18 protein-coding genes are annotated in these 22384 nt (G+C 73.5%); 5 read left to right on the forward strand and 13 right to left on the reverse strand.

Going from position 1 to position 22384, the window contains the following annotated elements:
- Window positions 1–495 precede the first annotated feature (495 nt).
- Together MicB006_RS15825 and MicB006_RS15830 are read right to left on the reverse strand one after the other, a co-directional pair.
- On the reverse strand, window positions 496–1281 hold the full coding sequence (locus tag MicB006_RS15825; RefSeq protein WP_116507098.1) for a DUF4184 family protein: 786 nt from the start codon (window positions 1279–1281) through the stop codon (window positions 496–498).
- Between the two features lie 22 nt (window positions 1282–1303).
- Window positions 1304–1999, reverse strand: a complete 696-nt coding sequence (locus tag MicB006_RS15830; RefSeq protein ID WP_116507099.1) for an HAD family hydrolase — start codon at window positions 1997–1999, stop codon at window positions 1304–1306.
- Between the two features lie 135 nt (window positions 2000–2134).
- Here MicB006_RS15830 and MicB006_RS15835 point away from each other — a divergent pair, with 135 nt between their 5' ends.
- Window positions 2135–3454, forward strand: a complete 1320-nt coding sequence (locus MicB006_RS15835; RefSeq protein ID WP_225980383.1) for a hypothetical protein — start codon at window positions 2135–2137, stop codon at window positions 3452–3454.
- Window positions 3455–3495: 41 nt separating this feature from the next.
- Here the strand turns inward: MicB006_RS15835 and MicB006_RS15840 are convergent, their stop codons facing one another.
- The gene (locus MicB006_RS15840; RefSeq protein ID WP_116507103.1) at window positions 3496–6195 is read right to left on the reverse strand and encodes a glucosidase; all 2700 of its coding nucleotides are present in this window, start codon (window positions 6193–6195) and stop codon (window positions 3496–3498) included.
- Between the two features lie 42 nt (window positions 6196–6237).
- Between MicB006_RS15840 and MicB006_RS15845 the strand changes: the two genes are divergently transcribed.
- The 4 genes from MicB006_RS15845 to MicB006_RS15860 all read left to right on the forward strand — a co-directional run bounded on the left by MicB006_RS15845 (window position 6238) and on the right by MicB006_RS15860 (window position 13034).
- On the forward strand, window positions 6238–8181 hold the full coding sequence (locus MicB006_RS15845) for an amylo-alpha-1,6-glucosidase (RefSeq protein WP_116507105.1): 1944 nt from the start codon (window positions 6238–6240) through the stop codon (window positions 8179–8181).
- Between the two features lie 129 nt (window positions 8182–8310).
- A complete protein-coding gene (locus MicB006_RS15850; protein ID WP_116507106.1) occupies window positions 8311–9636 on the forward strand; it encodes a glycosyltransferase family 4 protein in 1326 nt (441 codons plus the stop codon).
- A gap of 79 nt (window positions 9637–9715) precedes the next feature.
- Window positions 9716–12025 (forward strand): serine/threonine-protein kinase, encoded by a 2310-nt coding sequence (locus MicB006_RS15855; protein WP_116507108.1) that lies wholly within the window; start codon window positions 9716–9718, stop codon window positions 12023–12025.
- Window positions 12026–12224: 199 nt separating this feature from the next.
- On the forward strand, window positions 12225–13034 hold the full coding sequence (locus MicB006_RS15860) for a metal-dependent hydrolase (protein WP_073831818.1): 810 nt from the start codon (window positions 12225–12227) through the stop codon (window positions 13032–13034).
- 10 nt (window positions 13035–13044) lie between these two features.
- Here MicB006_RS15860 and MicB006_RS15865 read toward each other — a convergent pair whose 3' ends face one another.
- From MicB006_RS15865 to MicB006_RS15910, 10 genes are all read right to left on the reverse strand, one after another.
- On the reverse strand, window positions 13045–13530 hold the full coding sequence (locus tag MicB006_RS15865) for a hypothetical protein (RefSeq protein WP_116507110.1): 486 nt from the start codon (window positions 13528–13530) through the stop codon (window positions 13045–13047).
- A 63-nt stretch (window positions 13531–13593) separates the two neighbouring features.
- Window positions 13594–14310 carry a VOC family protein gene (locus MicB006_RS15870; protein ID WP_116507112.1) on the reverse strand — a complete coding sequence of 239 codons (717 nt, stop codon included), beginning with the start codon at window positions 14308–14310 and terminating at the stop codon, window positions 13594–13596.
- Window positions 14311–14391: 81 nt separating this feature from the next.
- A complete protein-coding gene (locus tag MicB006_RS15875; protein WP_116507114.1) occupies window positions 14392–14724 on the reverse strand; it encodes a TfoX/Sxy family protein in 333 nt (110 codons plus the stop codon).
- Window positions 14725–14764: 40 nt separating this feature from the next.
- Window positions 14765–15358: an NTP transferase domain-containing protein gene (locus MicB006_RS15880; protein WP_116507115.1), complete on the reverse strand. Its 594-nt coding sequence runs from the start codon at window positions 15356–15358 to the stop codon at window positions 14765–14767.
- 140 nt (window positions 15359–15498) lie between these two features.
- Window positions 15499–17166 carry a bifunctional 3'-5' exonuclease/DNA polymerase gene (locus tag MicB006_RS15885; RefSeq protein ID WP_225980815.1) on the reverse strand — a complete coding sequence of 556 codons (1668 nt, stop codon included), beginning with the start codon at window positions 17164–17166 and terminating at the stop codon, window positions 15499–15501.
- A 138-nt stretch (window positions 17167–17304) separates the two neighbouring features.
- Window positions 17305–18261 carry a carbohydrate ABC transporter permease gene (locus tag MicB006_RS15890; RefSeq protein ID WP_116507116.1) on the reverse strand — a complete coding sequence of 319 codons (957 nt, stop codon included), beginning with the start codon at window positions 18259–18261 and terminating at the stop codon, window positions 17305–17307.
- A 13-nt stretch (window positions 18262–18274) separates the two neighbouring features.
- A complete protein-coding gene (locus MicB006_RS15895) occupies window positions 18275–19216 on the reverse strand; it encodes a carbohydrate ABC transporter permease (RefSeq protein ID WP_073831311.1) in 942 nt (313 codons plus the stop codon).
- Between the two features lie 22 nt (window positions 19217–19238).
- Window positions 19239–20651, reverse strand: coding sequence for an N-acetylglucosamine/diacetylchitobiose ABC transporter substrate-binding protein (gene ngcE, locus MicB006_RS15900; RefSeq protein ID WP_116507117.1), 1413 nt, complete (start codon window positions 20649–20651; stop codon window positions 19239–19241).
- Between the two features lie 24 nt (window positions 20652–20675).
- Window positions 20676–21425 carry a sugar isomerase domain-containing protein gene (locus MicB006_RS15905; protein WP_073831313.1) on the reverse strand — a complete coding sequence of 250 codons (750 nt, stop codon included), beginning with the start codon at window positions 21423–21425 and terminating at the stop codon, window positions 20676–20678.
- A complete protein-coding gene (locus tag MicB006_RS15910; RefSeq protein WP_116507118.1) occupies window positions 21422–22369 on the reverse strand; it encodes a MurR/RpiR family transcriptional regulator in 948 nt (315 codons plus the stop codon). Before MicB006_RS15910 ends, MicB006_RS15905 begins: the two co-directional genes overlap by 4 nt.
- Window positions 22370–22384: the final 15 nt, after the last annotated feature.

Below are 22384 nucleotides of genomic sequence, written 5' to 3' on the forward strand. Positions count from 1 at the left end.
ACTCCGGTGACAGGACGGGTGAAGGCTAGGAACAGCACATACACGCTGGGCTATCCGTCAGCTACTTCCCGGTCGGCGGCGGGAGTGCGGGCAGCCGCGCCGCGAGCAGGCAGAACTGTCCCGCCGACGGCGGGCACATCGATCGCGAGAGGTGTCGGCGGCGAAACGCGGCGGCAGGGGCCGGACGGGTCAGGACCGGGTCCGCAACTCCCCGGCCCTGACCCCGGCCGTCCGGTTGGGTAGCGGTCTGCGCCGTGGGAACTCGGCAGGCGTGGCACGACGCCGTTCGCCGGGCTCCGCGCGCCGAGCCGGTATGCCCGCACTCAGCTCCACGGTGCTCTTACCACCGGACTCCGGTGCGCCCCCGTCTCACCCCGACGAGGCGCGGACGCCGGCTCAGGTTAGGCGCGTACGCGCAGGCCGGACAAGCGATGACCGGCGGCTGCGCTTGTGATTGATGTCTATGCGGAATTTCGGCATGTCGGCGTAACGGGGTCAGCCGGTTCCGCGCTGTTCGGCTTCGAGGCGCCTACTGCGCCCGGCCGGTCGCGGCGCGGCGGACCGGGCGGCGAGAGCGCCGGCGACGAGCGCCAGCGCGACCACGTGCAGCGCCCGTACGCCGGCCGGGCCGGGCACGTCCGCCGCGGGCAGCGCGGGCAGCAGCAGCGCGCCGAGCCCGGTGACCGCCAGCGCGACCCGCCAGAACACGGACGGGTTCGCCTCCGGCAGCGGTGGCTCCGCGCCCTCGGCCGGCTGCCCCCGGCGGGCCTCCCCCACGGCCAGGACGACCACCAGCAGACCGCCGCCGAGCCCGGCCGTCACGTCCACGAACTGGTACCAGTACACGCCGGTCAGGGCGTGGAAGTCGGCGATGCCGAGCAGCCGGGGCAGGCGTTCGCTGTGGCTGACCCGGTCCCACGCGATGTGACTGAACGCGCCGATGAGCGCCGAGCAGACCGACACCTGCCAGGGGTGCCGCACCCCGGCCAGCGTCGCGTACCAGGGCCAGCCGAACAACCGCCGCCCCGGCAGGTGCGCGGCGACGCCGGCGACCACGCGGCGCGCCACCCAGGCGTACGCGAGCGCGACCGGCAGCCCCCACCAGAGCAACCCGCCGAGCGTGTGCGTGCGCATGCCCAGCGCCAGCGGCGTGCCGGTGAGCAGGTACGCCGCATCCGGCGCCACCGCACCGGCGCACAGCGCCACCCCGTCGAACCAGCGGGGCCGCCACAGCTTCAACGGCAGCACCGGCGCCAGGTGCGACGGGAAGGTGAGTGGCACCTACCGGACGTTACCGGCCGCCTCAGAAGTGCCGGACCAGGTCGGGAAACGCGGCCAGCCGGATCACCTGGGAGTCGGACGGGTCCAGCTCGTCGTGCTCCAGGATCCAGGTGTTCTCGTTCGGGATGAAGACCGCGTTCATCCCGGCGGCCCGGGCGGGCAGGATGTCCGAACGCGGGGAGTTGCCGATCATCCAGGCGGCGGCCGGGTCGAAGGCGTGCTCGCGGGCCAGCCAGCGGTACGTGTCGGCGTCCTTCTCCGGCACGATGTGCGCGGAACGGAAGTGGTGCAGCAGTCCGCACGCGTCCAGCTTGCGCTGCTGCTCCTCACGCTCGCCCTTGGTCAGCAGCAGCAGCTCGTGCCGCCCGGCCAGGTCGTCGAGCGTCTCGGCCACCCCGGGCATCAGCTCGACCTGGTGCCCGATCAGCGCCGCCGCGAGCTGCTCGATCTCGGTGCGCTCCCGGGCGGTGGCCGGACGCTCGCGCAGCTTCTCCAGGCACTCGCCGAGGCTGCGCAGGAAGACCTTGCTGCCGTAGCCGTGCGCGACGGCGTTGGCCCGCTCGATGTCGTCGAGCACCGCGCGGATGCGGGCCCGGTCCAGCGTGGGATGGTCGAGCCAGGTGAGGAAGTCGTCGATCACCCGCTCGAACAGGACGTTGTTCTCCCAGAGCGTGTCGTCGGCGTCGAAGATCAGCACGGCGGCGTCCCGGCGCGGCATGGGGCTCCCTCCCTCGCGGACCTCGCACACCGTACTGCCCGGTCTCCGGACGGACCATGTGGATTATCCGGTCGGCGGCCGGTTACCGGCGGCTACCCGACTGCGCGATCCCTGGTCGGGCGACATGCTTCGGCCATGACGATCCCACCCGATCATCCACCTGGGCGCAGACGGGCCGCGGCGTTCGCCGTGGCCGCGACGCTCGCCGTCGCGGGCGCGGCGCTGCCGGGATCCCCGGCGCTCGCCGTGAACGCCGCACACACCACAGTCGTCGGCACGAACCCGGTCGACTGGACGCCGCACGCGCTGGACGGCACCGTGCACCGGATCCTCCAGATCGGCAACCGCGTCTACGTCGCCGGCACGTTCACCAAGGTGCGCAACGCCGGGCAGTCGGCCCAGCTGGCGATGCCCCGCCTGGTGGCCCTCGACGCGACCACCGGCCGGATCGACACCACGTTCCGGCCGCAGGTGAACGGCGCGGTGAAGGCTCTCGCCGCCGCGCCGGACGGCCGCTCGCTCTACATCGGTGGCGCGTTCACCACTGTCAACGGCGCCGCGGCGTCCCGGCTGGCCCGGATCGACGCGGCCACCGGCGCCCGGGTCGCCGGGTTCACCACGCCGGCGCTGAACAACCAGGTGAACGACATGCGCCTGGTCGGCAACCGGCTGATCGTCGGCGGCGCGTTCCAGACCGTCGGCGGGGTGACCCGGCGCGCCCTGGCGGCGGTGAACGCCACCACCGGGGCGGCCGACGCGTCGGTCAACCTGAACCTGGCCGGGCCGCGCACGACCACCTCCGGCGCCACCGCGCCGGTGAAGATCGAGGCGCTGGACGTCTCCGCCGACGGCCGGCGGCTGGTGTTCGTCGGCGGCTTCAGCAGCGTCGCGGGCGTGGCGAGGCACCAGATCGCCGTCGCCGACCTGAGCGCGTCGGGCGCCACGCTCTCCGGCTGGGCCACCGACCGCTATCAGCCGCAGTGCGCGCGGACGATGCCCGTCTACATGCGCGGCGTCGACATCTCGCCGGACGGCACCTGGTTCGCGGTGGTCACCACCGGCGCGGCGTTCCCGGGCACGCTCTGCGACACCGCGGCGCGCTTCGAGTTCGGCACGGCCACCGGCGGCAAGCAGCCGACCTGGGCCAACTACACAGGCGGCGACACGCTGCTGTCGGTGGCGGTCACCGGCGCGGCGGTCTACGTCGGCGGGCACCAGCGCTGGCTGGACAACCCGCAGGGCCGCGACTCGGCCGGTCCGGGCGCGGTGTCCCGGCCGGGCATCGGGGCGATCCACCCGACCACCGGCAAGGCACTGCCGTGGAACCCGACCAAGGACCGGGGTGTCGGCACCCAGGAGCTGTACGCCACCGACAGTGGCCTGTGGGTCGGCAGCGACACCGTGACGGTGGCCGGGGAGTACCACGCCCGGCTGGCGTTCCTGCCGCTGCCGTGAGCGCGTGGGGCGCGGCGGGGCTTCCCGTCGCGCCCCACGCGTCAGCGACGCAAGGTGAGGATCAGGTCGGCGACCAGCGCGGTCCACCCGGTCTGGTGCCAGGCGCCGAGCCCGGCGCCGTTGTCGCCGTGGAAGTACTCCGGGAAGCAGATCAGGTCGCGCCAGTCCGGGTGGGTCTGGAACAGCTGCGCGGCTCCGTAGATCGGCCGCCGCCCCCACCCGTCGCGGGTGAACAGCGAGATCAGCCGCGCGGACAGGTCGTCGGCGATCTCGTCGAGCGTCCGCTTGACCCCGGAGCGGGTCGGGTACTCGACCTGGAGGTCGTCGCCGAAGAACGCGGCGTAGTCGCGCAGCGCGCTGATCAGCAGGAAGTTCGTCGGCATCCAGATCGGGCCGCGCCAGTTGGAGTTGCCGCCGAACAGGCCGCTGGTCGACTCGGCCGGCTCGTAGCCGACGCTGAACTCCTGCCCGCCGAGGGTGACTGTGAACGGCTTGTCCAGGTGGGCGCGGGACAGCGTACGCAGCCCGTACTCGGAGAGGAACTCGTCGGTGTCGAGCATCCGGGCCAGCAACCGCACCACCTGGTCCGGGGCGACCATCGACAGCAGCCGCTGCTGGCGGCCGTCCGGCCCGATCCGGCGGCCGCCGATCACCTCGGCGTACTCGGGGCGGTTGGTGAGGAACCAGCGCAGCCGCGCGCCCAGCTCGGGCAGGCGGCGCATGGTGCGGGCGGTGAGCCGGGTGACGGCTGCCAGCGGCAGCAGCCCGACCACGGAGCGGACCTTGAGCGGCACCTTCGTGCCGTCGGCCAGGCGCAGCACGTCGTAGAAGAACGCGTCCTCGGCGTCCCAGAGCCCTTGCTCGTACGCCGCCGCGGCGATGTACGCGAAGTGCTCGAAGAACTTGGTGGCGGTGTCGGTGTACGCGCGGTCGTGCTCGGCCAACACGATCGCCATGTCGAGCAGGTTGAGCGCGTACATGGCCATCCAGCCGGTGCCGTCGGACTGCTCCAGCACCCCGGCGACCGGCAGCGCGGCCGAGCGGTCGAACGGGCCGACGTTGTCCAGCCCGAGGAAGCCGCCCTCGAAGACGTTGTTGCCGCCGGTGTCCTTGCGGTTGACCCACCAGGTGAAGTTGAGCAGCAGCTTGTGCATGACCCGGGCGAGGAACTCGTGGTCGCGGGAGCCGTCGATCTCGAAGACCTTCAGCGCCGCCCAGGCGTGCACCGGCGGGTTCACGTCCCCGAACGCCCACTCGTACGCCGGGATCTGCCCGTTGGGGTGCAGGTACCACTCGCGCAGCAGCAGCAGGATCTGCTCCTTGGCGAAGCCCGGGTCGACCCGGGCGATGGTGACGCAGTGGAAGGCCAGGTCCCAGGCCGCGTACCAGGGGTATTCCCACGGGTCCGGCATGGAGATGACGTCGAAGCTGTTCATGTGCCACCAGGCGCTGTTGCGCCCGTGCCGGCGGCCGGCCGGCGGGGTGGAGCCGGGGTCGCCGGTCAGCCAGCGCTCGACGTCGAAGTGGTAGAACTGCTTGCCCCACATCAGCCCGGCGATGGCCTGGCGGGCGACCAGGGCCTCGTCGGCGGTGGCGGCGGCCGGGATCACGCTGTCGAAGAAGCGGTTCGCCTCGGCCCGGCGCGCCCAGAGTACGGCGTCGAACCCGTCGCCGAGGTCGGCCGGGGCGGGCGGCGCGGCGGCCGGGGGCGGCGCGGTGCGGGTCAGCCGCAGCCGGATCTGGCGCTGCTCGCCGGCCGGCACGTCGAGCACGTAGTGCAGCGCGCCCTTGGTGCCGGTGCGTTCCGGGTTGACCGTGGCCGCGCCGTTGACCACGTGGTCGTTGATGCCGTCCTTCGGGTACGCGGACCGCCCGGGCAGCCCCCACAGCCGCTCGGCGTTCGTCTCGTTGTCGCACAGCAGCGGCACCGGGTCGCCGTCGCCCTCCAGCAGCAGTTGCCCCAGCACCCAGTGCTCGCCGACGAGCCGGGAACCCGTGCCGACCAGCTTCGGCACCCGGTCCGTGCCGGGCAGCCCCCAGGCCCAGGTGTTGCGGAACCAGAGCGTGGGCAGCACGTGCAGGGTCTCGTCGGTGTCACCCCGGTTCGCCACGGTGATCACCACGCACATGTCGGTCGGCGACGCCTTGGCGTAGTCGACTGTCACCGCCCAGTACCTGTCGTCGTCGAAGATGCCGGTGTCGACCAGCTCGTACTCGGTGTCGTCCCGGCCGCGCAGCGCGTTCACCGCGACCAGCTCGTCGTACGGGAAGGCGGCCTGCGGGTAGTGGTAGCGCCAGCGCATGAAGGAGTGCGTGGGGGTGCTGTCGAGGTACCACCAGTAGTCCTTGGCGTCCTCGCCGTGGTTGCCGCCGTCGCCGCCGAGGCCGAACATCCGCTCCTTGAGGATCGGGTCGCGCCCGTTCCACAACGCGAGGGCGAAGCAGAACGTCTGCCGGTCGTCGCAGACGCCTCCCATGCCGTCCTCGTTCCACCGGTAGGCTCGGGACCGCGCGTGATCGTGGGGGAAGTAGTCCCAGGCCGTGCCGTGCTCGCTGTAGTCCTCACGTACCGTCCCCCACGCCCGCTCGGACAGATAGGGGCCCCATGCGCGCCAGTCCTGCTCCCCGGCGTCGGCCTGGGCGAGCCGGTGCCGCTCGGGGTCGGGGGACGCGGAGGTCGACCGGTCGGTGATCACTGGCACATCTTCGACGCCGCCGGGGTACTTCTCCACAGCGGCCATTCTCGTCGTGGCATGTCACACCTCGCTGCCGGTGGAGGAAAGTTGATCGACATCCGTTTCGGGCCGCGCGTCTGCGGTGAGCTGTCCGCCGCCGCCACGCGGGAATGGCTGGTCACGGACGGGCTCGGCGGATACGCCATGGGCACCGTCGCCGGGCTGCGCATCCGCCGGTACCACGGGCTGCTGGTGGTGGCCGGCGACACGCCCGCGTCCCGAAAGGTGGGACTGGTGGGCCTCGACCCGGCGGTGACGCTGCCGTCGGGGCGGCAGGTCCGCCTCGGCGCGCACGAGTGGTCCTCCGGCGTGGTCGACCCGCGCGGCTTCGAGCTGCTGGAGCGCTTCGACCTCACCGACGGGGTGCCACGCTGGCGGTGGCGCATCGGCGACGTGGTGATCGAACGGGAGATCGCCATGACGTACGGCCGCTCGTGCGTCGCCGTCGTACACCGGTTGATCTCCGGTGGCCCGGTGCGGCTGGACCTCGCGGCGGCCTGCACCTGGCGGGACGCGCACGGCGAGCGGCGGGCCGACGGCCCGGCGCCCCGGCTGGAGCCGGCGGCCGGCGGCGCGGTGGTCGACGGCGCGTACCGGCTCGCCGGGCCGGACTGGACCCCGGAGGGGCAGTGGTGGCACGGGGTGCGCCACCGGACCGAGGCCGAGCGCGGCCTGCACCCCGACGAGGACCTCTGGTACGCGGGCCGGTTCACCGGCGCGCTCGAGGAGCCCGGCGCGACCGTCTCGGTGCTGGCCTGGGCGGACGACCTGGCCGAGGAGCCGCCCCCGGCGACCGCGGTGGTCGAGTCGACCCGGCGGCGCAACCGGGCGGTGGTGGCCGCGGCGAAACCCGGCGACCCGGTCGACGCGACGCTCGCGCTCGCCGCCGACGCGTTCGTGGTACGCACCGCCACCGGCCCCGACGTGGTCGCCGGCTATCCCTGGTTCGGGGCCTGGTCGCGGGACACGATGATCTCCTACGAGGGCCTGTTCCTGTGCACGAACCGGGCCGACGAGGGCCGGGACCTGCTGCGGGCGTACGCGGCCACGCTGAACGAGGGGATGCTGGCGAACACCGCGGACACCGGCCGGGTCGAGTACAACACCGTCGACGCCACGCTCTGGCTCCTGCACGCGGTCAGCCGGCACGTCACCGTCACCGGCGACACCGACCTCGGCGACGAGCTGCTGCCCGCGCTGCACGGCGTGGTCGAGGCGCACATGGCGGGCACCCGGTACGGCATCGGCGTCGACCCGGCCGACGGGCTGCTGGCCCAGGGCGGCCCGCCGGACGTGGCGCTCACCTGGATGGACGCCCGGGTGTACGGGGTGCCGGTGACCCCGCGTACCGGCAAGCCGGTCGAGGTCAACGCGCTGTGGATCAACGGGCTGGCCGGGCTCGCCGAGCTGACCGAGCTGGCCGGACGCGACGCCGCCGCGCTGCACGCCCTGCACCGGCGGGCCACCGCCGCGTTCCGGGAGCGGTTCCCCGCCCCGGCCGGCTGGCTGTACGACGTGGTGGACGCGCCCGCGCCGGCGTACCCGCTGGGCGGGGCCGCGCACCACGACGACGACCTGCTGCGCCCCAACCAGTTGCTCGCCTGGTCCCTGCCGTACGCGCCGCTGAAGCCGGACGAGGGCACGCTGCGCCGGCTCACCGAGGCGCTGGTCACCCCGCTCGGGCCGCGCAGCCTCGCCCCCGGGTCCCCCGGCTGGACCGGTCGGCACCGGGGCGGCCCGGCCGAGCGGGACTCCGCGTACCACCAGGGCACGGTCTGGCCGTGGCTGACCGGGCCGCTGCTCGACGCGTACCGCCGGGCCGGGCTGCCCGCCGACGACCTGCTGGTCGGCCTGGAGGGCCACCTCGCCGAGGACGGCCTGGGCTCGGTGAGCGAGACCGCCGACGGCGCCGCCCCGCACGCGGCCACCGGCTGCCCGTTCCAGGCGTGGTCGGTCGCCGAGCTGCTGCGCGCGCGGCGGACACGCCGGTAACGCGTTACAGACCGGCAACCGGCGCGTCGCCGCCGGTTATCGACCCCTCGGCAGGATGGGTGGCGGCCCCACCGGACACCCGCGGCGACGCCGCCGGAGGTGGGGACACCACAACTCAAAGGGGGCCGCGTGTCAGCTGACGCCGAAGTGATCGACATCCAGCCCGCCCGGCGCCTGCGGGTGCTGCTGCTCTCCTGGGAGTACCCGCCGGTGCTCGTCGGCGGTCTCGGCCGCCACGTCCACGCGCTGTCCGTCGCGCTGGCCGCCGCCGGGCACGAGGTCACAGTCGTCACCCGCCACGCCGAGGGCGCTCCCCTGGAGGAGTACGCCGACGGCGTGCGCATCGTCCGCGCCGCCGAGGACCCCGTCCGGTTCCCGCTCGCCACCGACTCGCTGCTGGCCTGGACCATGGCCTTCAACCACACGCTGACCCGGGCCGCGCTGCGCGCCGCCTCCTCCGGCGCCTACGACGTCATCCACGCCCACGACTGGCTCGTCGCGCACACCGCCGTCACGCTGGCCGAACACCTGGACGTGCCGCTGGTGACCACCATCCACGCCACCGAGGCCGGGCGGCACCAGGGCTGGCTGCCGGAGGAGATGAACCGCACCATCCACGGCGTCGAGCACTGGCTGAGCAACGCCTCCGGGCGGGTGATCGCCTGCTCCGGGTACATGCGCGACCAGGTGGCGCGGCTGTTCGGCGTACCGTCCGGGCGCATCGACGTGGTCGCCAACGGCGTCGACGACCGGGCCTGGCGGGCCCGGCCGCACGCGGTGGCCTCGGCCCGGGCCCGCTTCGCCGCGGGCGGGCCGCTCGTCGGGTACGCCGGCCGGCTGGTCTACGAGAAGGGCGTGCAGCACCTGGTGCACGCCGTGCCGCGCCTGGCCGACCGGCACCCCGGCCTGCGGGTGGTGATCGCCGGGGACGCCCCGTACAAGGACGAGCTGGTCGACCAGGCGCGGCGGCTGCGCCTGGGCGACACGATCCGGTTCGCCGGCTTCATGGACTCCACCCAGCTTCCCGCCGTGCTCGCCGCCACCGACGCCACGGTGATCCCCAGCCTCTACGAGCCGTTCGGCATGATCGCGCTGGAGGCGGCGGCCGCCGGCGCGCCGCTGGCGGTGGCCCGCACCGGCGGGCTGGCCGAGATCGTCGAGCCCGGGGTGACCGGGGTGACGTTCCCGCACGGCGACCCGGACGCGCTGGCCGGCGCCGTCGACCGGCTGCTCGCCGACGAGGTCTTCGCCCGCCGGGTGGCGCGCCGGGCCCGGACCATGGTGACGCGGCGGTACGCCTGGTCGGCGATCGCCGCCCGCACCGCGGGCAGCTACGCCGCCGCGCGCCGCGACCACGACTCGTTCCATGCCCGCCGGGCCACCGCCCTGCTGGCCCGGGATCGTTCCGCGATCACCATTCCGGAAGGGAATCTGCTTGCCGGGACGGCCAGTTAGGGCATGACGTTCCGCCAGGCGATAGGTACCGTCCGATCCGTTGGCTATTGTGGACCACTGACCAGCGGTGAGGAGTGCGGTGCGGGACGTAGTGATCGCCGGACGGTACCGCCTGCTCGACCTGGTCGGCCGGGGCGGGATGGGCCAGGTCTGGCGGGCGCGCGACGAGGAGCTGCACCGCGAGGTCGCGGTGAAGCAGGTCGTGCCGCCGAACTGGCTCGCCGAGAACGAGCGGGACGAGTTGCGCGCCCGGACGCTGCGCGAGGCGCGCACGTCCGCGCGGCTCAACCATCCCAACGTGGTCCGCGTCTACGACGTGGTCCGGGTCGAGGGCGACCCCTGGCTGGTCATGGAGTACGTTCCGTCCCGTTCCCTGCAGGAGATCGTCGAGGCCGACGGGCCACTGCCGCCCGGGCGGGCCGCCGAGATCGGGCTGGCGGTGCTCGCCGCCCTGCGCGCCGCGCACGACGCCGGGGTGCTGCACCGGGACGTGAAACCCGCAAACGTGCTGCTCGCCCGGGACGGCCGGGTGCTGCTCACCGACTTCGGGCTGGCCGTGTTCCAGGGCGGCGACGGCGCCATGACCCGCCCCGGCCTGGTCCTCGGCTCCCCCCAGTACGTGGCGCCGGAGCGGGCCGCCGAAGGCGTGTCGAGCGTCGAGGCGGACATGTGGTCGCTCGGCGCCACGCTGCACGCCGCAGTGGAGGGCCGCTCGCCGTACGCCCGCAGCACCGCCATGGCCACGCTCGCCGCGCTCGCCACCCGGCCGCCCGACCCGGCGCCGCACGCCGGCCCGCTGACGCCGGTGCTGGCCGGGCTGCTGCGGCGCGACCCGCGCGCCCGGCTCGGCCACCACGAGACTGCCCGCCTGCTCGGCGTGGCCGCGGTGTCCGACGCCGACTCGACGGCGGGCAGCGGGTCCGCGGGCCGGTCCGCCGCACCGCCCGACCGGCCGGCCGCCGGACGCGACGGCGACGGTCGGGGACGTCCCCCTGGCGCGGGCGCCGGTGACGAGCCGGCGACCCCGGCGGCGGGGGCCGTGTACCCGGATCTGATGCCGCCGGCCGCCGCCGCCCGCGCCTGGAGCCGGGCGGCGAAGCGCAGCGAGTGGGCCCCGCCCGCCGAGGGCGACCAGGCGAACCCGGCCGGTCCGTCCGACTCCGCCGACCTGCCCGGCCCATCCGGCGAGTCCGGCCGGGCCGGCCCTTCCGGCGCCGCCGCCCGCTCCGGCCAGTCCGGGCACACCGGGCCGGTGGACCGCTCCGGGCAGTCCGGCCCGGTGGGCTCGGCGGACCGACCCGAGCCGCCGCGACCTCGCTCCGAGCCACCGCCGCGAGCACGCTCCGAGTCACCGCAGCGGGACCGGTCCGGCGAGCTGGAGCGGGCGGAGCCCGCCGCGACCGCGCCGGCGGAGCCGCCCCGGGAGACTCCGGACCGCCCGGGTCCGGTCAGCCTCGGCCCGACGGTCCTCACCAGCTTCGTCGACCCGGGAAGCCCGACCGGCCCCGAGTCCGCGCCCCGCGCCGACACGCTGAGCCCGGTGCGCATCGCCGGCCCGGACGCGGCGCCGGTCGCCCGCCCGGCCCCGGTCGCCCACAGCGGCCCCGCCGACAGCGGTGCGCTGCGGGCCGGTCCGCCCCCGCCCACCAGCGTGCCCCGCCCCGCGGACCGGCCGCTCGACGCCGAGGATCAGAAGCGGCTGCAACGCTGGGGGCTCGCCGTGGGCGCGGTGCTGCTCGCCGTGGCGACCGGCGTCGGCACCGCGCTGGCGGTCACCGACAGCGCCGACGACCGTCCGGAGGCGCGCAGGTCCGGCGAGGCCGTCGTCCGGCCCTGGGACCATCAGCCCGGCCCCGGCGTGCCCCCTCCCCCGTTCCCCTGCGTCCGGCCGGACGTGGCGGGCACGCCGGTCCGCAAGGGGCCACCGCCCGAGGACCCGGCGGTGAACGTGCCGGCCGGCTGGGTCTGGCCCGCCGACACCGGCGGCTTCCACATCGCCCTGCCCGCCGGGTGGCTGCAACTACGCTCCGGCGACACGACCTGCTTCCAGGACCCGGCCACCCGGCGCATCCTCGGCGTCGAGCCGTACCCGGGTGGAGATCCGGTGGGCCGGCTGCGGTCGTCCGAGCGGGACCTCACCTCCGCGGGGCGGCTGTCGCAGTACGAGAAGATCCGGCTGGCCGCCGACGGTCCGGGCGCGGAGTGGGAGTGCCGGTGGACCGCGCCGTACGGCGAGCGGATGCACGCGTTGCGCGTACTGCCCGGTCAGCGGGCCGGGTGGACGCTCGGCCTGACCACGTCCGACGCCGACTGGGCCGCCGCGTCGAAGCAGTTCGCCGTCATCCGGGCTAGCCTCGGCACGGTCCGGCCCACCCGTACCGCGGGCTGAACGGCGCCCGTCCCATCACCGACAGTCGGCGTGGCGCCGGCCGCCCGTCCCGCCATACTTCCGGGTGACCGCGGTACGCCGTCGGGCGCCCGCGGCACCCCTTCCCCAGTGGACCGTCCGGCTGATGCCCCGCTGTCGCACGGGCTGACTACAGTGGCGTAGTTTTGTGGATCAAGATCTTCGGGAAGGGCGAGCCGAGATGATGGGACCGTCCCACGCGCTCTCGGGCGCGGCGGTGTGGCTGACCGGCTCCTGGGCGATGGCCCAGTTCGCGGACTACCACCAGACACCGCTGGCGCTGGCGGTGGGCACCGCGGTGTGCGCGGGCGGAGCGCTCTTTCCCGACCTCGACCTGTCCGGGAAGGTCACCCGCAACCAGGGCGGCGCGACAGTGGCCCGCACGTTCGGCGTGGTCAGCCTCTTCGTCGCCGAGGTGATGGAGAAGATCTCGCTCGGCGTCTACTACGCCACCAAACTCAGCAAGGATCCGCGCCGCAACAACGGGCACCGCACGCTCACCCACACCATCCCGTTCACGGTGCTGGTCGGCTGGGGCACCACCGCGCTCTGCGCCCACTACGGCAAGTGGGCGGTCGTCGGAATCCTCTTCTTCATGATCGGCCTGGCGTTGCGCGGGCTGTTCGACAGGTGGGCCGAGCGCGCCGGCTGGGTCGTGGTCACGCTGGTGTCCGCCGCCGCGGCCTGGTTCACGTTCGCCAACCTGCCCGGCGACCGCGGCTATCCGATGATCGGCCTCGCCGTCGGCGTGGGCTGTTTCGTGCACATCCTCGGCGACATGATCACCCGGGCCGGGGTGCCGATCCTCTGGCCCATCCCGATCAAACGCCGGATGTGGACCATGATCGGGCTGCCCAACAAGATCGCCCTGCGTACCGGCAGCAAGGCCGAGACGGTGGTGCTGCGCACCGCGATGACGATCCTGTCCGTGCTGGCCGCGGTGGGGCTGGTCGCGCCCTCGGTGCTGCAGCGCTTCGACATCCAGGTGTAGCCCGGGCGGGTCAGCCCGCCTCGGCCCGCACCACCCGGGCGTCGGCCACCCGACGCCGGATCAGCCCGGCCGTCCACCCCACGCCGCGGGCGGTGAGCGCGTACGCCGCCGTCGGCGCGAGGGCCAGCAGCGCGCTGATCCCGGCCACGAGCGGCACCCGGGCGCCGGGCACGTCCGTGGCGACCGCCACCGCGGCGGCGTACCCGGCGGCCAGCACGACCGCGACGAGCCCGGCGTACGCCAGCGCCGGCGCGGCCCGGCGCCGGCCCGCGGCCTCGCCGAGCGCGACGGCCGGCGCGAACAGCAGCGGCAGCGCGGCCACGCCGAGCAACGCGGCGATCAGCACCAGCAGCGGTCCGGCCAGCGGGCCGCCCGGGTCGGCGCCGGTGACCAGCGCGTACGCCAGCAGGCCGAGGTAGCCGACGACCGCCTCGGCGACGACGACGAGCCAGGCCGCCGCGGCTCCCGCGAGATGACGAGCGATGGTGGCGCTCATGGTGTGCCCTCCCCCGTGGTGGACGTCCCCGTGACCGTCCCCCCAGGACGGTAGCGCCTCACCTCACCGCGGCGTCAGCAGGCAGAACTCGGTGCCGTCCGGATCGGCCAGCACCAGGTCGTCGGCGGTGTGCCGGCCCGCGCCGACCCGGCTCGCGCCGAGCGCGAGCAGCCGGTCGACCTCCGCGTCCCGGTCACCGGCCGCGACCAGGTCCAGGTGCAGGCGGTCGCGGCCGTCGCGGTCCATCAGCGGCGGGCCGCTCCAGGTGACCTTCGCGCCACCTCGGGGCGACTGGATCGCGGTCTCCTCGTCCTGGTCCCAGACCAGCGGCCAGCCCAGCGCCTCGCTCCAGAAGCAGCCGGCCGCCCGCGTGCCGTCGCAGTTGACCGCGCCGAGCGGGCCGCAGCCGGCGAGGAAGGTGTTGCCCGCGCCGATGACGCAGAGCTCGTTGCCCTCGGGGTCGGCGAGCACCACCTGGTCGTCGTCCGGGCCCTGGCCGATGTCGATGTGCCGGCCGCCCAGCGCCAGCGCGCGGTCGACCGTCTCCCGCTGGGCCCGCGGCGACGCGCTGGTCAGGTCGAAGTGGATCCGGTTCTGCACGGTCTTCGGCGCGTCGCTGGGCAGGAACCGGATGCGGAAGTCGCTGTGCGCGTCGCCGCCCAGCGCCACGCCCTCGCGCGGGTGCTCGACGATCTCCCGGCCCAGCACCCCGGACCAGAACCGCGCGAGCCGCAGCGGGTCGCCCGCGTCGAGGCTGACCGCGTAGAGGTGAACCGCCATCCGTCGTCTCCGATCCCCCGCTGCCGACTGGCCGCAGCGTAGGACGGGGCGGTCCGGTCACGCACCCGGATATCCGGCGGGCTACTTCGCCGGCAGCGTGCGCGCGGAGCGGACACCCCTGTCGACCCAGCGGGCCAGGTCGGCGTCGCGCTCGCAGGCGGCCGGCGACACGGTGACCCAGCCGCGCATCTCCCGGCCCCGCATTACTGTCGCCTCGGCGCCGGGCTCGCCCCGCGCACTGTCGGCCTCGGCCGGGTCGACCCGGACCATCAGGCCGCCCGCGCCGCGCACGACCACCGCCATGTTGCCGCGCAGCATCATCGCCAGGCCGCCGAACATGCGCCGCTCGGTGATACCGGGCTCAGGGCCGAGAAGTTCGCGTACCCGGTTCGCCAGGTCCTCGTCGTAGGCCACGGTCCGATCCTGGCACCCGGGTCCGACAGGCGGGGGCGCCTCAGGCGCCGACGCGCTGCTCGGGGATGGACAGGCCGTAGAGCGCCATCAGCTCCGGGCTGTCGATCCGGCTGCCGTCGGCCACCGAGTCGCAGGCGATGTCGACGATCTGGTCCTTGTGCGCCAGCAGGTACGGCCGGGCCCCGACGTCTGCGCTGGCGAGCGTGGCGATGCCGGACCAGTGCCGGCGGCCGAACAGCATCGGGTAGCCGCGCAACCCGTCGTAGGTGGCGCAGACCAGCACGTCCGGGTACGGCAGGGCGGTCACGCGGCGGACCGCCGTCGCGGTGAGCCCGGGCATGTCCACCGGGACCACGACGACGGCCTCGATGTCGTCGTCGGTGAGCGCGGCGAGCCCGGCCCGGATCGAGGAGCCGACGCCGGTGCCCCACGCGCGGTTGACCACGACCGTGGCGCCGGTCAGGTCGGTGGTCTGCCGCACCTGCTCGGCCGCCGCGCCCAGGACGACCACGACCTGCGCGCAGCCTGCCTCGGCCATCGTGTCGATCATCTGGCTGACCAGTGGCTTCTCTCCCTGGTGCAGCAGCGCCTCGGGTCCGCCGATGCGGCGGCCGCCACCGGCGGCGATGATCATTGCAGCGATCCGGTTCAGCGGTGCCCCCTCGATCAGGGGACGGACCGGGCACAGCCGCCCGGTCCGTCCCGTCGTACGCACACCGGGCCCAACGAGCACGACCGGGGGCGGGTAGCGGGGCAAAACGGAAATTTGCGTGACTATGCCGCGTCTGCGTAGCAGTCGACAGTGGACAGGTCGAGCGGGAACCGGACCGGAGTGTCGCTGAACAGCAGCCGGGTGGCCCGCGCGCCGGCCGCGGTGACCGCCTCGGCGACCGCCGCCGCCCGCCCGGCCGGACAGTGCACCACCACCTCGTCGTGCTGGAAGAACACCAGCTCCGCCTCCGCGCCGGCCAACTCGGTGCGGAGCGTGGCCAGCAGCGTGGAGGCCCACTCGGCGGCGGTGGCCTGGATGACGAAGTTGCGGGTGAAGCGCCCGCGTGAGCGCGCCGCCCGGGCCGACGGGCTGTGCGGGTCGGCCTCGCCGTCGGCCAGCGCCTCCTCCCCGTCGGCGAACCCCGCCGACCCCGGCGGGCAGGTGCGGCCCAGCCAGGACCGGACCAGCCCGCCCGCCTCACCGGTACGCGCCGCCGCCTCGACGTAGCCGAACGCGGTCGGATAGTTCTTCCGCAACACCGCCAGGGCCGGCACCGCCGCCCCGCCGGTCTGCCCGTACATCGCACCGAGCAGGGCCACCTTGGCCTTCGCCCGGTCACCGGCGAACGCGTCCCGGGCCAACGCGGCGTACAGGTCACCGGCGCCGCCCGCCGCGGCGAGCCGCTCGTCACCCGAGACCGCCGCCAGCACGCGCGGTTCGAGCTGGCCCGCGTCGGCAACCACGAACGTCCAGCCCGGATCCGCCACCACCGCCTGCCGGATCACCTTCGGGATCTGCAACGCCCCGCCGCCCCGGGTCGCCCACCGGCCGGAGACCACACCGCCCGGCACGTACTCCGGGTGGAACCGGCCGCCGGAGACCCAGGCGTCCCGCCAGGCCCAGCCGTGCGCCGTCCAGATCCGGTACAGCTCCTTGTACTCCAGGACCAGCGCCGCCGCCGGATGCTCCACCCCGCGCAGCACCCAGGCCCGCGTGTTCGGCAGCTCCACGCCCGCCCGGGCGAACGCCCGCAACAGCTCCGCCGGCGAGTCGGCGTGCACCTGGCGTACGCCGAACGCGTCAGCGATCCGCGCCTGCAACTCGGCCAGCCGGCGCGGCGGCCCGCCTACCGGTGACGCCTCACCGAGCAGGTCGGCGAGGATCGCGTCGTGCACGTCGGCGCGCCAGGGCAGACCGGCCGCGCCCATCTCGGCGGCCACCAGCGCGCCCGCCGACTCGGCGGCCACCAGCAGCCGGAACCGGCCGGGGTGGGTGGTCGCGGCGATCCGGGCGAGCTGGTCGGCGTACACCCGGGTCAACGCCGTGATGCCCGGACCTGGCGGGCCCGACGGCGGCTCGAAGAGCGCGGCCTGGGCGTGGCCCGGCGGCTCGGGCGGGCGGGGCGCCGGATCCGGCGGGACCGGCGCGCCGGTCAGCCGGGCCCAGGCGGCCGGCAGCGCTCGGGGCTCGCCCCAGCGGCCCGCGTGCCCGAGCAGCAGGGCCTCGGTCAGCTCGACGTCGTGGCAGCGGTCGAGCCGGACCCCGGCGCGCAGCAGCGCCGGGTAGACGCCCGCCCAGGCGGCCCAGAGCCAGCGGGGGTGGCCGGCGGCCTCGCGGGCGGCCACGGCGGCGGCCAGGTCGGCCACCTCCTCGGCCGGGCCGGACGGGGTGCCGTCGGCGTGCAGCGGTTGCAGCACGCCGCCGCCCCGCTCGTCCGCCACCACCGCCATCAGCACGGACGCATTCTGCCCCCTCCCCCTGACACGCTCCGCGTGTAAGGAAGGGCCCCCTCTTAACGCCTGCGGTAGAGGAAGGGCCCCCTCTTAACGCTGCGCGTTAACAAGGGGCCCTTCCTTACATCCGGGGGGTTACTTGCCTACGCCGGCGGTGAGGCCGGACTGCACCTGGCGCTGGAACACGATGTACACGATCAGCACCGGCAGCATCGCCATGGTGACGCCGGCGAACAGACCGGACCAGTCGGACTTGTACCCCTGGTTCACCGACAACTCGATCAGGCCCTGGGCGATCACCTGGTTCTTCGGCTCGCCGGAGACCGACTGCATGAGCAGCGTCGGCAGGTACCACTGGTTCCACTGGCCGAGCACGTTGAAGATGCCGATGCTGATCAGGCCCGGCTTGGCCATCGGCAGCATCACGCTGAAGAACGTACGGGTGTGCGACGCCCCGTCGACCTGTGCCGCCTCGGCGATCGAGTCGGGCAGCGTCCGGAAGAACGAGTGCATGAAGAAGATCGTGAACGACAGCGACCAGGCCACGTAGACCAGGATCAGCATGAGGTGCTTGTTCGGGCCGAGCAGCGGAAGGCTCACCCCGGTGTTGTAGACGCCCTTGAACAGCGGCACCGCGGCCAGGTAGATCGGCAGCGTCAGCCCGGACAGGAACATCCAGTAGATCAGGCGGTTGCCGCGGAACTCGTAGCGCGCCAGCGCGTACGCGGCCATCGAGCCGAGCAGCATCGTCAACGTCACGCTGAACACGAGCACGAGCAGCGTGTTGAGGAAGAAGCTGTCGATCCCGGCGGTCCAGGCGCGGGCGAAGTTGTCCCACTGCAGCGAGTCGGGGATCAGCGACAGCGGTTCGCGGATCACCTCGGAGTCGGTCTTGAGCGCCGACATCACCACCCACAGCAGCGGGTAGACCACCATGATCGCCCAGACCGCGAGGAACAGGTGCGAGAAGCCGTTGAAGATCCGGCCGCCGAAGCCGTTGCCGACGTCCTTCGTACGCCGGTCCACCGGCGGCCGGTCCGGCGGCGCCGTGTCGGACCGGGCCGGACCGGAGGTGTGGGTCACAGTGCTCATCGTCCAGACCTCCTCAGTACTCGATCCGCTCACGGCGGGTGATCCTCAGCTGGAGCGCGGCCAGCAGGATGGTGAAGATGGCCAGCGCGACAGCGATCGCGCAGGCGTAACCGAACTGGCCCTTCTGGAACGCGTTGAACTGGATCACCGAGGCGAAGATCTCGCTGGCGTGGTTCGGCCCGCCCTGGCTCGGCGTCATGACGAAGACCAGCGCGTACATGTCCAGCGCGATGAAGCCCAGATACACCCAGGCGACCGAGATGCTGTCCCGCAGCAGCGGCAGCGTCACCCGGAAGAACGTGTGGAACCGGCCCGCGCCGTCGAGGATGGCGGCCTCGTAGATGTCCTTCGGGATCGACTGCATCGCGGCGGAGAACAGCACCATGTAGAAGCCGGCGCCGCTCCACACCGCGATGAACAGCAGCCACCAGAGCACCGCCGGCACGCCGAGGAACGGCTCCGGGTCGGCGGTGAAGGCGATCGGGTTGTCCGCGTCGACCAGCCCGATCTTGATGAGCAGGCCGTTGATCAGGCCCTGCCCGTCGGTGCGGTAGATCTGCTGCCACATGACGGCGATGACCACCAGCGACAGCACCTGCGGGAAGAAGAAGATGACCTTGTAGATCCCGGAGCCGAACACCCCGCGGATGCCGGCCCTGTCCTCGCGTCCGCCCACGTTGAGCAGGAACGCGAGGAACAGGGCCAGCGCGATCGTGAACAGCGGCACGGTGACCAGGAAGAAGACGTTGTGCCAGAACGCCTTCCGGATCAGCTCGTCGGAGATCAGCCGGACGTAGTTGTCCAGCCCGACGAAGCGCTGGGAATCCGAGTACCCACCCCAGTCGGTCAGCGAGTACCCCGCCGCCTGGGCGAACGGCCACACCACGTAGAACAGGTACAGCGCGACGGGCAGGGCCAGGAAACCCGTGACGAAACGCGCGACTCCGTGCCGCATTGGACTCACTTCCTCGCGGTGATCAGGCGGTGCGGGTCTGCTTCTTGACCGACGAGTCCTTGGCGACCTTGTCGGCGGCCGCCTGCATCTTGTCGACGAACTGCTGCGCGGTGAGCCGGCCGGCCATCAGCTCCTCGGAGAGGTTCTGGCTCTCCTTGTCCAGGTCGGCGTAGAAGTCCGGGAACTTGACCGAGATCAGGTCGGAGCTGCCGTTCTTCATCAGCGAGTTCGCCGAGGCCAGCGCGGTGTCCTGGACGTTGTCGCCGGAGCCCTTGGTGGAGGCCAGCGACTTGGTCAGCTCGGCGAACTTCGCCGAGCCGGCCTTGGACAGGATGGCCCGCAGGAACTCCTTCGCGGCCTCCTTGTTCGGCGCCTTGCTCGGCACCACGAAGCCCTCGCCGGAGGAGGCGAAGACGTCCTTGGCGGCCTTGTCCCCGCTCTTGCTCCAGTAGTCGGAGATGGTCATCTCGAAGCCCGGCGGGATGGTCGCGGCCATCTCGTTCTTCAGCCAGGTGCCGACCTGGATGAAGGCTGCCTTGCCGTCCAGGAACGCCTGCTGCGACTGGGTGTGGTCGAGCTTGCCCGGCAGCAGCAGCTTGTCCTTGACCAGCTTCTCCCACGGCTCCAGCGCCGCGACGATGCCGTCGGCCTTCCAGGCGCCGTCCTTCAGGTTGTCGATGTCGACGACGGCCTGCTTGCCGACCGCCTTCCAGATGCTGGCGAACAGCGCCCAGCGCGGGTAGTAGCCGTGCACCGCGTCGTGCACGTACGGCGCCATGCCCTTGGCCTTGATCTTCGGCGCGAGCGCGAAGAACTCGTCCCAGGTGGTCGGCGCCGTCCAGCCCTCCTTCTTGAACAGGGCGGCGTTGTACCAGTTGCCCCAGACCGTGTACGCCACGTTGACCACGTAGAACTTGCCGTTCTGCGTACCGTCGGCGACGGTGCCCGGCAGCAGGCTGTCGGCCACGGTCCCCTCGCTGTCCCAGGCCGGCGCGGTGAGCAGGTCGTCCAGCGGCTCGATGGCGCCCTCGTTGATGAGCGTGCTGCGGTCCATCATGTCGGCGCCCGAGTTCATCACCAGGTCGCTCGGCTGCGTCGCCATCTTGGGCTGCTCTTCGGTCTTGATCTTCTGGGTGGAAGACATGTTGACCGTGACGTTCGCGTGCTTGGCGTTGAAGATGACCTTGTCTTCCTTGGCCCACTGGTCGCCCAGGCCGCCGTTGAAGACCACCACCTTGACCGCGCTGCCGTCCTTGACGCCGAACGGGTTGTCCTTGCTCTTGGCCGCGCCGCCGCCGTCGGACTTGCTCGGCTCGCTGCCGGCGCAGGCGCTCAGCAGACCCGCCGCCGGTACGGCCAGCAGACCGGCCGCGGCGGCGCGCCGCAGCAGCGTCCGACGGCTGACGTCGCCGAACTTCTCGGGAGTAACCGACATCTTGTCTCTCCTTGTGGTGTCGGGTCAGGCGGTCCGCCGGAGGCGCCCGGCGTACCGCGACTCGAGGGCGAGGTTGTGCTCGTCCCCACCGGGGACGTTGGCGGAGAGGTAGACAGGGGGTACCTCTCCGGCCTGGTGGAACCGTCGTACGACCTCGGCGGTCAGCAGCTGCGCCAGCAGCGCCGCGGTGACCGAGGAGACCGCACAGACCGCGCCGCCGCCCTCGAGCGGCAGCAGTGCGTCGCCGTACGGCGCGCCGTTGTCCAGCACGACGTCGGCGAGGTCGGCGAGCCGGTGCCCGGACGGGTGCCGAGGAGCGACCCGCGCGGTGTGCTCGACCGAGGTGACAGCGATCAGCTGATGGCCGCCGCGCTTGACGAGCGTCGCCAGCTCGACCACCGAGCCGTTGATGCCGGACTGCGAGGCGACCACGAACACGTCCTGCGGCTGCGGCGCCGCCAGCGCGTAGAGCTGGTGCGCCACGGCCGGGTCGCGTTCCAGTTTCGGGTCGGCGAGCACGTCGCGGGGCGCGTCGCCGTGCAGCACGAGGTCGTGCAGGGAGAGCCGGTTGGCGGGGACCAGGCCGCCGGCCCGGGCGACCAGCTCGGCGGCGAACGCCTCGGAGTGACCGGCGCCGAACGCCTGGAGGACGCCACCGGCGCGCAGGCCGGAGGCGATCAGGTCGGCTGCCCGGTCCACCGCTACCGCCTGGGTGTCGACCAGCCGGTCGAGCACCGGGCGGACCGCGTCGGCGTACCGCTGGGCACTGATCATGAGAGGGACCCCTTCGCGGCCTTGTGCCCGTCGACGGCCTGGGCGGTACGCCGGAAGGCCGCGTGGGCGCGGTCGTGGGTACGCTGCGCCACCGCGATGTAGAGCAGGTCGAGCACGACGAGTTGGGGATGCCGGGCGGAGAGCGCGTCGGGCCGGAACGTGGTCGCCTGACTGGCGGTGACCAGCACGATGTCGGCAAGCTCGGCGAGCGGCGAGCGGGGGAAGCCGGTGAGCGCGACGGTGGTGGCGCCGCGGCTGCCGGCCTCGGCGAGCAGCTCGATCGTCTCCCGGGTCTGCCCGGTGTGCGAGATGCCGAGCGCGACGTCCCCGGCGCCCAGCAGCGCGGCACTGGCCAGCCCTTCGTGCACGTCGCTCCAGGCCCATGCCGCCACCCCGATGCGGTGCAGGCTGAACTGCATCTCCTCGCCGACGAGCGCGCTGCCGCTGGCGCCGAAGATGTTCACCCGGCTGGCCCCGGCGATGGCGACCGCGGCGCGTTCCACCTCGGCCAGGTCCAACAGTGCGGCGGTGTCGTGCATGGCCCGCGTGTCGGCGGCCATGATCTGGTCGAGCACCCGGGACAGCGGGTCGCCGGGCTGGATCTCACGTCCGATGTCGACGGTCCAGCCGGCGGAGCGGGCCCGCCCGGTCTCGGCGGCGATGCCGAGCCGCAGGTCGGCGTACCCCTCGAAGCCCATCGCCCGGCAGAACCGGGTGATGGTCGCCGGTGACGTGCCGCTGCGCTCGGCCAGCTCGACGATGGTGGCCCGGGCCGCTGCCTCCGGGTCGCTGAGCACGTGCTCGGCGACCCGGCGCAACGCGCCGGTCAGCTCCCCCGCGCCGGCCCGGACCCGGGCCAGCACCCCGTCGGCGCCCAGCCGGTCGGCCGGACCGGCATCGACCACCGCGGTCGCCGCGGAAGTCTCCACCTCGTGCTCGGCCATCGGCGGGCGCCTTTC

The organism is Micromonospora sp. B006 (assembly GCF_003408515.1).
Classification (GTDB): Bacteria; Actinomycetota; Actinomycetes; order Mycobacteriales; family Micromonosporaceae; genus Micromonospora; species Micromonospora echinospora_A.

Excerpts from the sequence above, each read along its gene's own strand:
- MicB006_RS15865 (WP_116507110.1), bottom strand. The coding sequence starts at position 13,530 with ATGAGCGCCACCATCGCTCGTCATCTCGCGGGAGCCGCGGCGGCCTGG.
- MicB006_RS15860 (WP_073831818.1), top strand. The coding sequence starts at position 12,225 with ATGATGGGACCGTCCCACGCGCTCTCGGGCGCGGCGGTGTGGCTGACC.
- MicB006_RS15895 (WP_073831311.1), bottom strand. The coding sequence starts at position 19,216 with ATGCGGCACGGAGTCGCGCGTTTCGTCACGGGTTTCCTGGCCCTGCCC.
- MicB006_RS15880 (WP_116507115.1), bottom strand. The coding sequence starts at position 15,358 with ATGATCATCGCCGCCGGTGGCGGCCGCCGCATCGGCGGACCCGAGGCG.
- MicB006_RS15840 (WP_116507103.1), bottom strand. The coding sequence starts at position 6,195 with ATGGCCGCTGTGGAGAAGTACCCCGGCGGCGTCGAAGATGTGCCAGTG.
- MicB006_RS15835 (WP_225980383.1), top strand. The coding sequence starts at position 2,135 with ATGACGATCCCACCCGATCATCCACCTGGGCGCAGACGGGCCGCGGCG.
- MicB006_RS15905 (WP_073831313.1), bottom strand. The coding sequence starts at position 21,425 with ATGATCAGTGCCCAGCGGTACGCCGACGCGGTCCGCCCGGTGCTCGAC.
- MicB006_RS15910 (WP_116507118.1), bottom strand. The coding sequence starts at position 22,369 with ATGGCCGAGCACGAGGTGGAGACTTCCGCGGCGACCGCGGTGGTCGAT.
- ngcE (WP_116507117.1), bottom strand. The coding sequence starts at position 20,651 with ATGTCGGTTACTCCCGAGAAGTTCGGCGACGTCAGCCGTCGGACGCTG.
- MicB006_RS15890 (WP_116507116.1), bottom strand. The coding sequence starts at position 18,261 with ATGAGCACTGTGACCCACACCTCCGGTCCGGCCCGGTCCGACACGGCG.
- MicB006_RS15885 (WP_225980815.1), bottom strand. The coding sequence starts at position 17,166 with ATGGCGGTGGTGGCGGACGAGCGGGGCGGCGGCGTGCTGCAACCGCTG.
- MicB006_RS15870 (WP_116507112.1), bottom strand. The coding sequence starts at position 14,310 with ATGGCGGTTCACCTCTACGCGGTCAGCCTCGACGCGGGCGACCCGCTG.
- MicB006_RS15830 (WP_116507099.1), bottom strand. The coding sequence starts at position 1,999 with ATGCCGCGCCGGGACGCCGCCGTGCTGATCTTCGACGCCGACGACACG.